Genomic DNA, 14,785 nt, shown 5'->3' with positions numbered 1-14,785 from the left:
GGTCAGAGACTCATGATCTCTGCGTATGCTGCCGATAACCGTGTTAATCGGGCAAAAAACAGGCAATGAAAAATGGCTAAACAGAGCGTCTTAATGGCACTGATGGCGTTGATATTAAGCGGTTGTGCGACCAAACAGTATCCACAGGCCGCGGCGGTGACGCCGGAAGAGACCGCGACACTGAACTGCAGCGCACTGGATCAGGAACTGGTCAGGGCGCACAGCGTACAGCATGATATTGAGCAGACCGGCCAGTTTGATGCACTGACCGTGCTGGGCTTTGTCGGGGATTTCGGGCTGGGCAATGGCATTGCAAAATACAATGCCAGCCAGAAGGCGGAACGGCGACTGACGCAGTTGCAGTCGCTGAAAGCCGCGAAGTGCAGCCAGCGTCTTACGTAGCGGGCGGCGTCGGATCAGCCCAGCGTCCCTGCGCTGACATGCTGCAACCGGACATTTTCCGCCGCGCGTTTACCGGCCAGGAAGGCGTGATCCGAGTTGTAATATTCCCACTCGCTGTAACGCCCCGACAGATGAATATCCTGGGTCAGCAGCCACTGGCGGATCAGCGCCACGTTGTCGCTGCGCGCATGATCATAGACCACGTAGGCATAGGGCATATCAACCTCTGACGCGCAGAGCAGCGGATCGTCTGCGGTGATCATGCCGACCCGGATGCAATCCTGACGGCAGCGCTCGATCAGCGCATCCCCTTCCAGCGGCAGCGGATTAGCCGCGTTGTAGGTGATTTCACAGGTTAAGCCAAAACCGCCCGGCGGGTTGCAGTGCGGACTCGCGTTACCCTGCACAAAAATGCGGTGAAACAGCGTATCGCCAGGGTAATAAATCCAGTGTTTTTCAGTCAGGTCAGCCCGGCCAATGCCCAGATTCACGCAGCGCACCGACACAAACTGCAGCTGCTGCGCCGCCAGCCGGACACTCTCCGGCACCTCATCGCCCATCAGCTTAATCAGTTCCGGCAGCGGCATGGTGCTGATCAACTGCTCATACCGGTAGTGACGGCCATCCGCCAGCAGCGCAACATGCGCCTGCGGGGAGATGCGGGTCAGGATGGCGTCGGTTTCCAGCGTACATTTGAGGTGCGGCAAAAAGCCGGACATCAGTGCCTGAAAGCCACCGCGCAGCGGATAGCCGAAGCGGGCGTTAGGCCCGACCGGCTTCGCCAGCGGTTGCAGCGCACCATCAATAATCTGTGACAGATCCGGCAGCGGCACACGCCCGCCGAGCCATGAGGTCTCCATGTCGGTCAGCGGCACTTTCCACAGTTTCTGGTTGTAGGGCAGGGCGAAATGACGTGCGATGCCTTTACCCCAGGTGCGCATAATAAAGTGCTCGAAATCCTCTTTGCCCTCTGCGATGCCGGCAGTGCTGCCCTCATCGGGAATCGCACCGTCAGCGCAGCAATCCCGCCGGGCCCGCGCCCGATCCAGCGGCACGGCGGCGACCGCTGTTTCACCATAACGCGCTTCAATAGCCCCCAGCACGCACTCTTTCACGACCCCGACCGGCAAACCGTGCAGCGCCGACTGGAAGGGATAGCGGGTATAAACACCGTCGCTGTAGACCCAGGCTTCACGCGCCTGCCAGTGCAGATTATCGCCCAGCAGCATCTCATAGAGCTGTAACACGTACGGGTCCTGCGAGAACATGATGTGACCGGCATAGTCAAAGGTAAAACCCCGATCGTTAATCGACCGGCACCAGCCGCCCGGCGTGGCATTTTTCTCCAGTAATACGGCACCTTCACCGTAGTGATAACCGGCGCTCAGGCCGGTGGGCCCGGCCCCGATAATCAGACAGGGCACCGCTTCGCTCGCCAGCATCGCTGGGGTGAGGGGGGAGATTTCAGCCTTTGCGTGGGTCTGGCTGGCGGACGTCACGGCGGGCTGACGCTGCGTCAGCGCCTGCTGAATCAGGCCATGTATCTGCTCAGCCGTGCGATCCCATGAGGTGGCATCCACTTTCGCCTGCATCCGTCCCGCCAGCGTCAGCCGTTCTGCGGCACTGATGGCCATTGCCTGTTCACAGGCGGCAATAAATTCCGCGTGCGTTTCTGCCACCGCCACTTCCTCTGCGTAATGACGCGCCACATCGACAATCGCGGTACTGACAATCGGCAACTGCGCCGCCATATACTCCAGCACCTTGGTGGGCGAGATATAGCGGGTCGAGGCATTGATGGCAAACGGCATCAGGCAGACATCCCAGCCCGCCAGAAACTGCGGCAGTGCCTGATAAGGCTGCTGGCCGAGCCAGTGAATATTGTCGCGCTGCGGCAGGCTGTCGGGATCAATTTTCACTACCGGCCCGACCATGATGATCTGCCATTCGGGATGGCTGTCTGCCAGCGCCGCAATCAGCGGCAGGTCGATGCGCTCATCCAGCACGCCGTAATAGCCCAGACGCTGGGGCGGAATCGCATCCTGCAGCGGATGACGGTTAGTGCGATCGCGCGCCTGTTCAAAATGAATCGCATCCACGCTGCTGGGGAAGCAGTAAACCTGAGGGTGTTTATCACGCTTCGCTTCATAAAGGCTGGAGCCGCCGGTAAAGACCAGATCGGCGCGGGTCATCAGCGCCGATTCGCGCTGTTGCAGCTGGCGCGGCGCATTCCGGAAGGCAGAAAGCTCATCCATGCAGTCGTAAATCACCAGTGCCGGATCAAAAGGTGTCAGCAGTGGCAGCGCCATCGGCGTATAGAACCAGATTAGCGGCTGGTCATCGTCATCCAGCAGCGGCGTCAGCAGCAGCAGCAGCGGGGCGATCTGGCTGTCGTGAAAGCCGGGCGCATCACTGTCGGTGTGCGGCTGGATCACCGTGATGTTGGCGGCAGGCGAACTCTGATGCAGGCCCGGTGGTCCCGCCTGCCAGACCGGCTCCTCGACAAACAGCACGCGATAATGCTGTGCCAGGCGTGTCAGTAGCTGCTGCGGACGCTGAAAAACAAAACCCCAGCGTAAATGGCTGAAAACGATGAGAACAGGTGGTTTCATGGTGTGCTCCTGGCTGGGATGTTGTGGTGACGGGAGGTGCTGCAAAAAGCGCTGTGCCTGGCGCAATGCCTCGGCATAAGGCTGCTGTAACTGGCGGGCGTAAGGATCCGGCCCGAGCCGATCGAGATCCCACAAGCCGCTGCGGGTCCAGGACGTGGTCGCCTCCCACAGGGGACGGTCGAGAATCGGGTAGAGGCAGATGCCGAGCAGATTTGCGCCCGCCAGCTGCGCCTGCGCCACCTGTGAGGCGATCTCACGGATCCAGGCACCGCGTCCGCTGCCAACGTGGCTGGTTTCTGCCAGCAACAGCGGACGCTGATAACGGTGCCAGACCTGCAGTAGCAGCTGATGCAGCGGCTGGCGTCGGCTGTCGCCCAGATGCCAGTAAAGCCGCCGGTTTGTACCCTGTTCCCACTGGTTGTCGTGGTAGTAATTCACCCCAATCAGATCGAGATAGCGGGGCGCGCCACCCAGCGCCGGGTTACGGCGACCGCTGAGCATGTCCCACGCCTGATACTGGGTGTCGCACGTCTCACGCGCCAGACGGTCTCTGGCCGGATCGGCGGGATCGGGCACGATATGGATCAGCGGATCGCAGTGCAGCACACGGGCGCGCGGATCGGCGAGCCAGATCGCATCACAGGCGGCCAGGGTGGCGCGCACCAGCTGCTGCTTGGCGGCATCGGCCCGATCCGGTCCCGGAATCGCTTCGCAGGCGAATAGCCCGACCGAGATGCCCCAGCTGACAAAGGAGATTTCATTCATCGGGGAGTAGATCGGTGCCTGCTGATACCAGGGGGCCAGAAAGCGGGCCAGTGCGCCGCAGAACGCAGCAAAGCGGCTGACAAAGTCGTGATCAAACAGGCTGACGCCTGCGGGCCAGCCGTAGTGGCAGATTGTCCAGCTCAGCTGAATACCCTGCTGCTCTGCTGCCTGCATCCGTGCAGCGACCGTGGAGAAGTCATAGCGGCCATCGCGTTCACATAACCGCCAGCCGACGCTTTCGCGCACCGTGCGAATGGAAAAGGGGCTCAGCGCGGCATAATCCTCTGCCGCCCGTGCCTGATGCTGGTTCAGCTCATTCATCGACAGCGCAAGACCGTCCGGATTGATATGATCGGCACCTTCATAGCCGGCCTGCCAGAAACTGGAAAAGGGCGTCATGGCATCTCCCGAAAAAAAGCAACATGCTTCCCGCTGACGGGCCGTCGTGAAACGGGTCAGGGCGTTATGGGTATGCAAAGCAGGCTGGCAATCCTTGCCATAAGCCACAGACGCTGAGGTGCAGGCATCAGATCCTGTGGCGGTTTGGACGAGTGAGATAGCAGGACTACACGTGCGGCGCTATCGGCAGGAAAAGTGTGGCTTCTCTGAATGTTAACGGGTTTTACGGAAGCCTTACTGGAAAGTATAGGTGGGTGGGGTTTGTTAGCAAATTATTGATGTAAAAAGAAAAAAGCGCAGCGGCAAAAGCCATCCAGTCAGAAACAGGAATTTTCACGGTTGTTTAAGTTGTCAGATTGATAAGCGCAGCGTGAAGAGGCTCAGCGCTATTTTCAGCTTTGTTAACCTTTTCCTTAGCATGCAGTGCGGTCAGACTGACCCGTTTTCGCGCTACAGCTTCGCTTGCATTTTGGCAGGATGGCGACAAGATTTACTTATTACTGGCCTGAATCTGCGGGCTATCAATGGGCGGCTGCGACGATGCGCGCCCCTTAAAACAGGATGTTTAGCAGACTATGTTCTCATTCGACTGGCACCGCTTTTTACTGAACGACCAACCGGCCACCTTTTTGTTTGAGGTCGTAGCGCGGGTGCTGATCGCCTATCTGGTGGTCTTCACCTTTCTGAAAGTATCTGGCCGACGCGGCGTGCGCCAGCTGTCGCTGTTCGAACTGGTGGTGATTCTGACGCTGGGTTCCGCGTCCGGTGACGTGACGTTTTACGATGATGTCCCGGTGCTGCCGGTGATTATGGTGTTTGTGGTCCTGCTGACGCTCTACCGTCTGACCACCTGGCTGACGGCACATAGCCCGCGCTTTTCACGGCTGATTCAGGGGGATGTCATTACCCTGATTAAAGACGGTCTGTATGTGCTGGAGAGTCTGGATCGGCTGAATATTTCTGAAGATGAGTTCTATATGGAGTTGCGCCAGAGCGGCGTAGAGCATCTGGGGCAGATTCGGCTGGCGCTGGTGGAGGTGGACGGAGAGCTCAGCCTCTATTTCTATGATGACGACGAGATGCGCGCCGGGTTAAGCGTACTGCCGCCGGCGCACCGGCAGGATTACAGCACCGTGCCGGTCAGCGCACTTTATGCCTGCACCCATTGTGGTCAGACGCAGAGGATTGAGGCAGAGCAGCAGGCCGTCTGCCCGCGCTGTCAGCGACAGCGCTGGTCTGCGGCACTCAGCGTGCGTCGGCTGCATTAACAGCCAGCGTTTCAGCATTCAGGGCTAAGCGCGTCTCAGCTCCCTGCAGGACTGTCGGCAAAGCAGGCGCTGAGCGAACGCTTTTGCTGACCTGCAGCGTTAAAATTATCCGCGTTCAGCCAGGCGCGCAGGGCGCGATGAACAGCTGGCCATTCACCGTCGATAATGGACAGCCAGTCTGTATCGCGGTTGCGTTGTTTACGCGTCATCGCCTGACGAAAACGGCCCTCAAAGCGGAATCCCAGCCTTTCTGCCGCCCGCCGTGACGCGACGTTCGTTGAATCACAGCGCCACGCCACCCGACGATAGCCGAGTGAAAAAGCCTGTTGCAGCAGCAGAAAAATCGCCTCACTGCCCATTACACTGCGCTGCATCAGCGGCGACCAGGTGACGTGACCGATTTCAAGGGTGCCATGTGCGGGCTCAATGCTGGCAAAGCAGATCACCCCACAGGGCTGCTGATTCAGCGTGCAGACCGTGAAGGGCACCAGCGCGGTGTCCGCCACTTTATCCGCAATCCAGCGCTGCATCTGCGGCAGTGTGACGGGCCGCTCTGCACTCAGCCAGGTCCAGTCGCGATCATCCGGTGCAAGCATAAATGCCTGCAACAGCGGTTCCGCATGGTCAGGGCTCAGCGGCAGGAGAACGCAGTGCTGGCCGGTGAGTGGTGTGCAGGACGGTCTGCCTGCGGGCTGCCAGTCGGGCAACGCTTCACCAACCGGCTGACCAAATTGATTGATGTTCACTGGCATCCTCCTGAAGCAAAACGGACGGTAAGCAGGAAGGCTGCCGCTCTGAATGGTTATCCTGAACCGCGCGTAAACCCGTTGCAGCTTGTTCCCGCTTCCCACATAACTTTGCCTGTTACTGACAGAAAATGAAAACCCTTCGGGCAGCATAGCGACACCGTTACCAAAGAGGTGTGCGTATGAAAGTGAGGCTGGCCAGTGCATTGCTGTTTTTGCTGTTATCGTTTGGCGCGTTTTCACAACAGGTGATGAGCGAAAGTCATCCCCATTCACGCAGTGCGCAACTGCTGGAGCAGGGGAGTCAGACAGATACGGCGGATTCGCCGGATGAGCATCTGATGGAGAGGCAGGAGTGGCGCAGCAGCCTGCAGCGCAAGCCCTGTTAAGCTGAACTCCCCGGCAGAGGTCTGCCGGGGAATCGTGGCGGCCTTCAGGCCATCAGATCGTGGCCTGGGTGGCGGCCATGCCAGGCACCAGAATGACCTTACGGCACTCCTCTTCGCGTCTGGCGAAAATATCGTAGCCACGTGCAGCATCTTCCAGCGGCAAATGGTGGGTCACAATCTCTTCCGGCGTCAGATGGCCCTGCTCAATGAGCTTCAGCAGGTCTGGCAGATAAGCGTGTACATGCGTCTGCCCCATCTTAAAGGTCAGCCCTTTGTCAAAGGCATCCCCAAACAGGAAGCCGTGAATAAACCCGGCGTAGACGCCCGGCACGCTGACGATACCGCCACGCCGCACCGCGGCAATACACTGACGCAACGCTTTACCGCTGCTGCCTTCCAGTTTGAGATTGCTGAGCACGGTTTCGGTCAGGCTGCCTTTTGCCTCAAATCCCACGGCATCAATCACCGCATCCACGCCGCGATTGCCCGGGCTGTGTTCAATAATCCAGCCCGCCGGGTCATCAACGTCATCGAAGTTAATCGGGATGACGCCGTAGCGCTCACGGGCAAAGTTTAAGCGATAGGCGTTGTGGTCGATCATGTAGATCTGTTCGGCACCCTGCTGTCGGGCGCAGGCGGCGCTGAGCAGGCCAACCGGTCCCGCACCGAAAATCGCCAGGCTGGAGCCGGGTTTAACCTCCGCGTTTTTAACCGCCTGCCACGCGGTCGGCAGAATGTCTGACAGGAACAGCACTTTTTCGTCCGACAGCACAGCGGGAACTTTGAACGGGCCGGTATTGGCTTTTGGCACCCTGACATACTCCGCCTGGCCGCCGGGCACCCCGCCATAGAGCTTGCTGAAACCAAACAGCGCCGCGGGCGGCGTGATGTTCTTGCGGTTAAGAATGGCACCCCGTCCGCTATTGGTATTTTCACAGGCGGCATACTGGCTCAGAAGACAGAAAAAGCAGTCGCCACAGGCGATCACGAATGGAATCACCACCCGATCGCCTTTGGCGACGGCAGTCACTGCGCTGCCTGCCTCAACCACTTCGCCCATAAACTCATGACCAAAGATATCGCCGTGCCCTGTACCGGGGATTTTGCCGCGGTAAAGGTGCAGGTCTGAACCGCAAATGGCGGTAGCGGTTACGCGCAGAATAATGTCATCTGCGGCTTCAAGTCCCGGATCCGGCACGGTATCCACGCTGACTTTATGCGGGCCGTGATAGGTTAATGCTTTCATCTTTTGATCTCCTGCTGGCGAGGGGAGGGCAGCCAGACCAGAAGGTAAGGCTACCTGCGAGGCAGACTCAGGGATCCTGAAATCCAGCCTGCCTGAAGTGTAGTAACCCTGTGAGGAGTAAGCAGAGCGGTGCAGAACGCGGGGCGGTTTCAGACCGGCGGGCAGGAAGGAGGCATCCGGACTGGGGCGGCGGTGACGGACAGCGCATCCGGTTGCCCGCCTGTAAGATCAGCCAGCGCGCGCCGGTAAGCGGTGTCGATTTGCGACGGCACCTTTTCCATGTAGCGCCAGGCGTGTTCACGCGTTTCACCGGTCAGTTGCTGCAGATAGTGCCGCGCCTGACTCAGCGTCGGTATCTGGCCTTCAACCCCTGCCATGCGGGCGGGCAAATCAGTCCAGATCAGACCCTCAATGCCTCGGGCCTGCGCCCACTCTGCCAGCGGGCCTGTCGCGTTGTCCGTCACCGTCATCATCCCGACGCCATCGGCGCGGCTGTCGGGTATCCCCTCACGCAGGCGCAGCGCGCGGCAGGCGCTCTCAGGTGAGGCCGTGTTCAGCCAGGCCCAGCACACCGGCACCGGGCGGGCGTTAAGAGTGATCGCCGTTGACAGTTCGCCGCCGTCAGCGATGCGCACAAACTCAATCGGTACGGCCGGTCCATCATGATGCCACTGACTGGCCACCGGCAGTGCGCCGGGTTTCCAGATTAACGATCCCCATCCCAGACAGGCAATTTTCATTCTTTTCTCCTGTGTCTCAGCAGCTACCGGCGCGGCCAGTCAGAATTAAAGCGTAGCCCGTTACGTTTAATCGTTACAGGGATCACCTATTTTAGTGCGGTAAACACGCCTCAAAGATGGCATGATTTCCCTCGCTGTCGCTTTGCACAACCTGACGGTTTTTTCAGCAATTCATGCGCGTTTATCGGTGCAGCTTGAACTTTTATCGTCAGGTAGTGTAAAAAGTGGCGCACGCAAACGATTACCTGTGCATGCGCACTGGCAGCATCACGCTCGCAGGTTTCGCTGCGGCCGGGCCGGAAAGCAGGGAACAACACCTTCTTTAACGGCTCAGGGTACTGGCGCTTTTAACACGGACTATCTGATGAAAACCACGCAAACTGGCACGCTGGGCGCGCTTGAGAGTGACGTCGATACGGGATGGCGTAAAACCGACACCATGTGGATGCTGGGTTTATACGGCACCGCCATTGGTGCGGGCGTCCTGTTCCTGCCCATCAATGCCGGTGTCGGCGGGCTGATCCCGCTGATCATCATGGCGATACTGGCGTTTCCGCTGACCTTCTTTGCGCACCGCGCCCTGACACGGTTTGTGCTCTCCGGGAAAAACCCGGCCGGGGATATCACCGAGGTCGTCGAGGAGCATTTTGGCGTCGGCGCGGGCAAGCTGATTACGCTGCTCTATTTCTTTGCGATCTACCCCATTCTGCTGATGTACAGCGTAGCGATTACCAACACGGTGGAGAGCCTGATGGTCAATCAGCTCGGCCTGGTGCCGCCGCCACGGGTGCTGCTGTCGCTTTTGCTGATTGTCGGACTGATGACGATTGTGCGCTTCGGCGAGAAGATGATTGTTAAAGCGATGAGCGTGCTGGTCTATCCCTTTGTGGCGGTGCTGATGCTGATGGCCTGCTATCTGATCCCGCACTGGCACGGCGCTGCGCTCTCAACCCTGACCGTTCAGCCCGCGGGCAGCAGCCTGTGGATGACGCTGTGGCTGGCGATTCCGGTCATGGTCTTCTCCTTTAACCACTCACCGATCATCTCCTCCTTTGCTCTGGCAAAGCGGGAAGAGTATGGCGATGCCGCGGAGAAAAAGTGCTCGCGTATTCTGGCCTGCTCGCACCTGATGATGGTGGTGACGGTGATGTTCTTTGTCTTCAGTTGCGTGCTGAGCCTGTCGCCAGAAGATTTACACGCCGCCAAGGCGCAGAACATTACCATCCTCTCTTATCTGGCTAACCATTTTCAGGTGCCGATGATCGCCTGGCTCGGGCCGCTGATCGCCATCGTGGCGATCACGAAATCGTTTCTGGGTCACTATCTGGGGGCCCGCGAAGGGTTTAACGGTATGGTCAATAAGGCGCTACGCAGTCGCGGTAAAACCCTCGCGCCAGCCAGACTGAACCGCCTGACGTCACTCTTCATGCTGCTGACCACCTGGCTGGTGGCGACGCTGGACCCGAATATTCTCGGCATGATTGAAACGCTGGGCGGGCCGGTCATTGCCATGATCCTGTTCCTGATGCCGATGTATGCCATTCAGAAAGTTCCGGCGATGCGCAAGTACAGCGGTAAAATCAGTAACCTGTTTGTCGTGCTGATTGGTCTGATTGCTATCTCTGCGATCTTCTATTCGCTGGTGAAGTAACACTGTACACCGCAGGCGTCGCTCAACCGGGTTGAGATGCGCCTGCGGGTCTGCCCGCCACGCCTTATCCTCCCTGCGTATCGCCCGCCATCGACCCCGGTTTTAAGCCAGCTGACGCACAGTCAACCCTCTCTGTCAGACGCATCTGTTCAGCAATATTTACATTTGTGATTATCTGACATGGTAGAGTTAACGCGAATAATTATTATTCCATTAAAGGACCGGAGAGAAATGAAAATCGGGATTGCTGCTGCCACCACACTATTACTGTCAACTGCCTGCGCGGCGACCACCTATCCGGTCACGGTGACCGACATGGATGGTCAGAAAATTACGCTGCAAAAGGAGCCGCAGCATGTGATTTTGCAGGATGGACGTGACGTGATGGCGCTGGCACTACTGGATCGACAGAACCCGTTTCAGCGGGTTGTTGCCTGGAATAACCTGCCGAAAAAACAGGATACCCAGACCTGGAATCTGCTGAAGCAGCGCTGGCCGCAGGCGGCATCAATTGTGGATATGGGCTTTAACGATCAGGGACAGGTCAATCTGGAGAGCGTGCTGGCGAAGCAGCCCGATCTGATGATTGCGCAGCTACGCGCCAAACCGGCACTGACGCAGTCGGGCGTGCTCGCCACCCTGAAGAATCTGCATATTCCGGTGCTGTTCCTGGATGATGAGCTCCACCCCAAAGAGAACACTCTGAAGAGCGTAAGCGTGCTGGGTACCGTTCTGAATCGCGAAACCGAGGCGAAAGCCTATGCTGATTTTTACCAGCAGCGCTGGCAGATGATTCAGCAAAAGATTGCGCAGGTGCCGCATAAGCCGACGGTGTTCATTGAACCGATTGCCGGTAACAGCGACAACTGCTGCTTTACCCACGGTCATAATGGCTGGGGCGCGCTGGTGGAAGCGGTCGGTGGCAGGAATATCGGGTCGGCGCTGCTGCCCGGCAGCTCAGGTTTTGTGTCGCTGGAGAAGATTATCGCCATGAAGCCGGACGTCTACATCATGACCGGCTCGAAGCGTCCGAACAGTAACGTACTGCCGTTTGGTTACGATGCCAGTCAGGCCGACGTAACCGCCACCTTTAACCGCCTGCAGAGCCGTACCGGGCTGGCGCAGATCGAACCGGTGAAACAGAAACGGGTGTATGGCGTTTATCACCATTTTTATAATCACCCTTACAACATCATCGGCATGGAAATTCTGGCAAAAGATCTCTATCCAGCGCTTTTCAGCGATCTTGATCCGACCGCCGATTATCACCACATCGTGAAACAGTTCACGGGATTGCCGGATGCGCCAGTGATCCTCAGTACGCCATAACCGGATTGAACAACCCGGTAAAAGCCAGGGTGCACGTCAGCATCCTGGTTTTCATCAGGCCCGGAGGCGTCAGTCAGTTACAGGAGGCGCAGGCAGATTACTATCCCGATTACGGCAGGAAAATTGTAGCGCGTGTTAAGAAATCGCTAAGCAAGCGTAATGGTATGTAAGTTACCGGATTTTAAGACTTTTACAGATGTTCCCCGCCAGGATTATTGCCATGATACGGAACAACGGTGCCAGAACAGCCGTTATTTTCGGAGGCAATATCATGAAAAAAACAACATTAACGCTTATCGCTTCACTTTTAACCTGCAGCACGCTCTTCTCTCAGGCTTCACTGGCAGACGATCATGATGACGGACACCGCATGCCCGTGCCGCATCAGAACAGTGACCCGCGTCCTGACAATCGCGGCCCTGACAAGAATCATAACCGCGGCAACAATCCTCATGATAATCACGACATGGGAAATCATCGGCATGAGGAAGATAACAACCGTCGTGACAAAGAATCCCGCCATGACCGCGACCATTTCGCCTGGCAGGGCCACGAATTCCGTCGCGGCCATCCTGTCCCGCAGGCGTATCGCGGCGACCGTTACCGCGTCGCTGACTGGCATGAACGCGGTCTGCGTGAACCGCCACGGGGTTATCACTGGGCAAACATTGACGGCAACTATGTGCTGATTGCTGCCGCGACCGGCGTGATTACCGCGCTGGTGCTGAACAGCGCCCTGAACTGATCCCCAGGGATGGCTGCGGCCATCCCTGTTTCTTTCCGTTTTACTGCGCCAGCGGCTATCCTGAGACTCCACGCTGAAAATTTTCTGTGTAAGGAGTCATGATGACGACGGTTAAGATGGTTGCGGTAGATATGGATGGCACATTTCTGGACGATAATAAGCAGTACAATCGATCCCGTTTTCTCGCCTGTTATCAGCAACTCACCGCCCGCGACATCAGATTTGTGGTGGCCAGCGGCAATCAGTATTACCAGCTCAAATCTTTTTTCCCTGAGATCGCCAGCGAGATCGCCTTTGTGGCAGAAAACGGCGCATGGATTATCGATCGTGATGAGGAGCTTTTTTGCGGTGCTTTTGAACGCCGCGACGTTGAAGCGGTAATCAGCACCCTGCAAAACGGCGACTATCCGGGTCTGCGTTATCTGCTGTGTGGCCGTGACAGCGCCTATTACTTTGATGGCATGGAAGAGGCCTGGCTGAAGAAGATGCGCCATTACTGCCACCGGCTGAAGCCGATTCATCATCTGGATGATGTACAGGATGACCGGCTTTTTAAGTTCGCGCTGAACCTGTCTGATGATTACATCGGGCCACTGATGGCCGATATTGAACGACTGCATCAGGGCCGCGTGGCCGCGACGTCAAGTGGTCATGGCTCGGTGGATCTGATCGTGCCGGGAAATCATAAAGCGCACGGTCTGGATCTGCTGGCTAAACGCTGGGGGATCACGCACGACCAGGTGCTGGCCTTCGGCGATGGCGGTAACGATCTGGAGATGCTGAAACAGTCCGGCTTTAGTTTTGCTATGGGCAATGCGCCTCAGCGGGTGAAGCAGACGGCACGCTATGCAGCCCCGTCCAATAATGAGCAGGGCGTGCTGCAGGTTATTGAGCAGATGCTGGCAGGCGAAGGGCCTTTTACCGCCCGGCAACCTTAGCCGGATAGCTCTGCGGCTTACCTTAGCCGCATGGCTCTGCGACTTACCTTAGCCGGATGGCTCTGCGACTTACCTTAGCCGGATAGCTCTGCGACCCGGCCTGGTCGCTTTTGCTGAGGCGAAGCCTGACAGGATAGCGCGGAGCACCCCTTATCTGTCCGGGGTGTCGGACCGGGCAGGGCGGCCAGCGCCCCCCTGATTACGCCGTAATCTGCCAGGCCTGCGTAATCATCGTCTGCATCTGTTCGCGGCTGTAATTCACCAGCGAATTTTTGCTGTTGGCACGTGCCAGAATCCATTCCACGTCGGTGTGACTCAGCGACGGGCCATCCTGCCAGAACGGGATGATCGCCTGCTGTTGCAGCCATTGCTTCAGAAACTGTGCCGGTGAATCCGTGGTGTCGCTGAACAGCTGCGGGTGCAGCTCCGTCATCAGCCTGCGCTGCAGCGGCTGCTGGCTGTCAGACAACAGGTCCAGGAACGGAAACAGCAGACGTCCGCACACCTCGCCGTGATGGAACGGCTTAATGGCACCCAGTTCTCCGGCGATACCGTGGATCACCCCCAGCCCCGCACTGCTGAGACTGACACCGCCCAGCCAGGACGCCATCATCATCGCCTCACGTGCCGCATCACCCGCCGCATCGTCGCGATTCAGCGCGGGCCAGGCCTGGATAAACTGACGCAGGCCGGTCAGCGCCAGCTGTCGGGTAAAGAGGGTGCCTTTGCCGGAAAGATACGCCTCAAACAGGTGGGTAAACGCATCAATGCCGCAGGTTGCCAGCACGCTGTCAGGCGCGCCTTTCAGCAGGTCGGGGTCAAGAATCGCCACTTCCGGGACAAAGACCGGGTGGCGCAGTGACGCTTTGATTTGGATATCCAGCTGGTCAGTCACGACCGCATTTTGTGTCACTTCACTGCCGGTCCCGGCAGTGGTCGGAACCGCAATCAGCGGCAGCGTGATGGGCTGAACCGCCGTATCCCCCACTTTTTCCAGATACCGGGCGGTGGGTAGCGGATGCTGTATCATCGCGCTGAAGGCTTTTGCCGCATCCAGCACGCTGCCCCCGCCAATCGCCACCACCCGATCAACATGACCGCGCCAGCGGGTAACCCAGCCATCGATCTCGGCGGGCGAGGCTTCATGGCTGACAATTTCATAGCCGAGAATGTGATCGTTGAGTTCAGCTTTTATTCGGGCATAGGCCGGACCCTGCAGGAAAGATTGTCCGCAGAACAGCAGGGTGGGTTGGGACCGGGCGGCCAGCAGCGGCACCAGTTTATCCAGGCTACCACGGCCAAACAGGGTTCGTTGATTGCTGTACAGCTCACTCAGGTTCTCACTCACCAGCGCATCCTTTTTACATTTCGCTAAAATCTGAGTGTAACGAAAAGCGCGCCGCCAGCACTGGCAAACTTTCTGATAACACACTGGCAAAAAGTTGATCATCTTCGCAAAACAGAAATTCACCGTCGGCGGGGTGGTGCTTTCCTGCTGATGTTACCCTTAACATGTTATCGGTAACAGCGTTTGTCGGGATGTGTAAACATCTTA

At 57.9% G+C, this 14,785-nt stretch carries 12 protein-coding genes; 7 read left to right on the top strand and 5 right to left on the bottom strand.

From position 1 onward, the window contains the following. The first annotated feature begins 72 nt into the window (after nucleotides 1-72). On the top strand, nucleotides 73-402 hold the full coding sequence (locus tag N5J69_RS09175; RefSeq protein ID WP_279769735.1) for a hypothetical protein: 330 nt from the start codon (nucleotides 73-75) through the stop codon (nucleotides 400-402). A 14-nt stretch (nucleotides 403-416) separates the two neighbouring features. Here the strand turns inward: N5J69_RS09175 and N5J69_RS09170 are convergent, their stop codons facing one another. After that, nucleotides 417-4,178: an NAD(P)-binding protein gene (locus tag N5J69_RS09170; RefSeq protein ID WP_279769733.1), complete on the bottom strand. Its 3,762-nt coding sequence runs from the start codon at nucleotides 4,176-4,178 to the stop codon at nucleotides 417-419. Between the two features lie 575 nt (nucleotides 4,179-4,753). On the opposite strand from N5J69_RS09170, the gene N5J69_RS09165 reads away from it, so the two are divergent. Beyond that, nucleotides 4,754-5,446 (top strand): YetF domain-containing protein, encoded by a 693-nt coding sequence (locus tag N5J69_RS09165; protein WP_279769731.1) that lies wholly within the window; start codon nucleotides 4,754-4,756, stop codon nucleotides 5,444-5,446. 35 nt (nucleotides 5,447-5,481) lie between these two features. On the opposite strand, the gene N5J69_RS09160 is transcribed toward N5J69_RS09165, so the two are convergent. Next, entirely contained in the window at nucleotides 5,482-6,192 is a 711-nt protein-coding gene (locus N5J69_RS09160; RefSeq protein ID WP_279769729.1) for a GNAT family protein, read from the bottom strand. A gap of 182 nt (nucleotides 6,193-6,374) precedes the next feature. Between N5J69_RS09160 and N5J69_RS09155 the strand changes: the two genes are divergently transcribed. Beyond that, nucleotides 6,375-6,581, top strand: coding sequence for a hypothetical protein (locus tag N5J69_RS09155; protein WP_279769728.1), 207 nt, complete (start codon nucleotides 6,375-6,377; stop codon nucleotides 6,579-6,581). A 52-nt stretch (nucleotides 6,582-6,633) separates the two neighbouring features. Here the strand turns inward: N5J69_RS09155 and N5J69_RS09150 are convergent, their stop codons facing one another. Continuing rightward, nucleotides 6,634-7,827, bottom strand: a complete 1,194-nt coding sequence (locus N5J69_RS09150) for a zinc-dependent alcohol dehydrogenase (protein WP_279769726.1) — start codon at nucleotides 7,825-7,827, stop codon at nucleotides 6,634-6,636. Nucleotides 7,828-7,976: 149 nt separating this feature from the next. After that, nucleotides 7,977-8,567: a hypothetical protein gene (locus N5J69_RS09145; RefSeq protein ID WP_279769725.1), complete on the bottom strand. Its 591-nt coding sequence runs from the start codon at nucleotides 8,565-8,567 to the stop codon at nucleotides 7,977-7,979. Between the two features lie 364 nt (nucleotides 8,568-8,931). Between N5J69_RS09145 and N5J69_RS09140 the strand changes: the two genes are divergently transcribed. From N5J69_RS09140 to N5J69_RS09125, 4 genes are all read left to right on the top strand, one after another. Beyond that, entirely contained in the window at nucleotides 8,932-10,218 is a 1,287-nt protein-coding gene (locus N5J69_RS09140; RefSeq protein ID WP_279769723.1) for an HAAAP family serine/threonine permease, read from the top strand. A 231-nt stretch (nucleotides 10,219-10,449) separates the two neighbouring features. Continuing rightward, complete coding sequence (locus N5J69_RS09135; protein WP_279769721.1) at nucleotides 10,450-11,547, top strand: ABC transporter substrate-binding protein; 1,098 nt, start codon at nucleotides 10,450-10,452, stop codon at nucleotides 11,545-11,547. A 271-nt stretch (nucleotides 11,548-11,818) separates the two neighbouring features. Next, nucleotides 11,819-12,292, top strand: coding sequence for an RcnB family protein (locus tag N5J69_RS09130; RefSeq protein WP_279769719.1), 474 nt, complete (start codon nucleotides 11,819-11,821; stop codon nucleotides 12,290-12,292). 101 nt (nucleotides 12,293-12,393) lie between these two features. Then, a complete protein-coding gene (locus tag N5J69_RS09125) occupies nucleotides 12,394-13,230 on the top strand; it encodes a Cof-type HAD-IIB family hydrolase (RefSeq protein WP_279769717.1) in 837 nt (278 codons plus the stop codon). A gap of 199 nt (nucleotides 13,231-13,429) precedes the next feature. On the opposite strand, the gene N5J69_RS09120 is transcribed toward N5J69_RS09125, so the two are convergent. Beyond that, nucleotides 13,430-14,578 (bottom strand): iron-containing alcohol dehydrogenase, encoded by a 1,149-nt coding sequence (locus tag N5J69_RS09120; protein WP_279769715.1) that lies wholly within the window; start codon nucleotides 14,576-14,578, stop codon nucleotides 13,430-13,432. Between the last annotated feature and the right edge of the window lie 207 nt (nucleotides 14,579-14,785).

Origin of the sequence: Pantoea sp. GD03673 (assembly GCF_029844725.1) — a bacterium.
In the GTDB taxonomy this organism is placed as follows: Bacteria; Pseudomonadota; Gammaproteobacteria; order Enterobacterales; family Enterobacteriaceae; genus Pantoea.
Note: the sequence above shows the minus strand (reverse complement) of the source record. Positions and strands in the feature narration are given on the sequence as shown.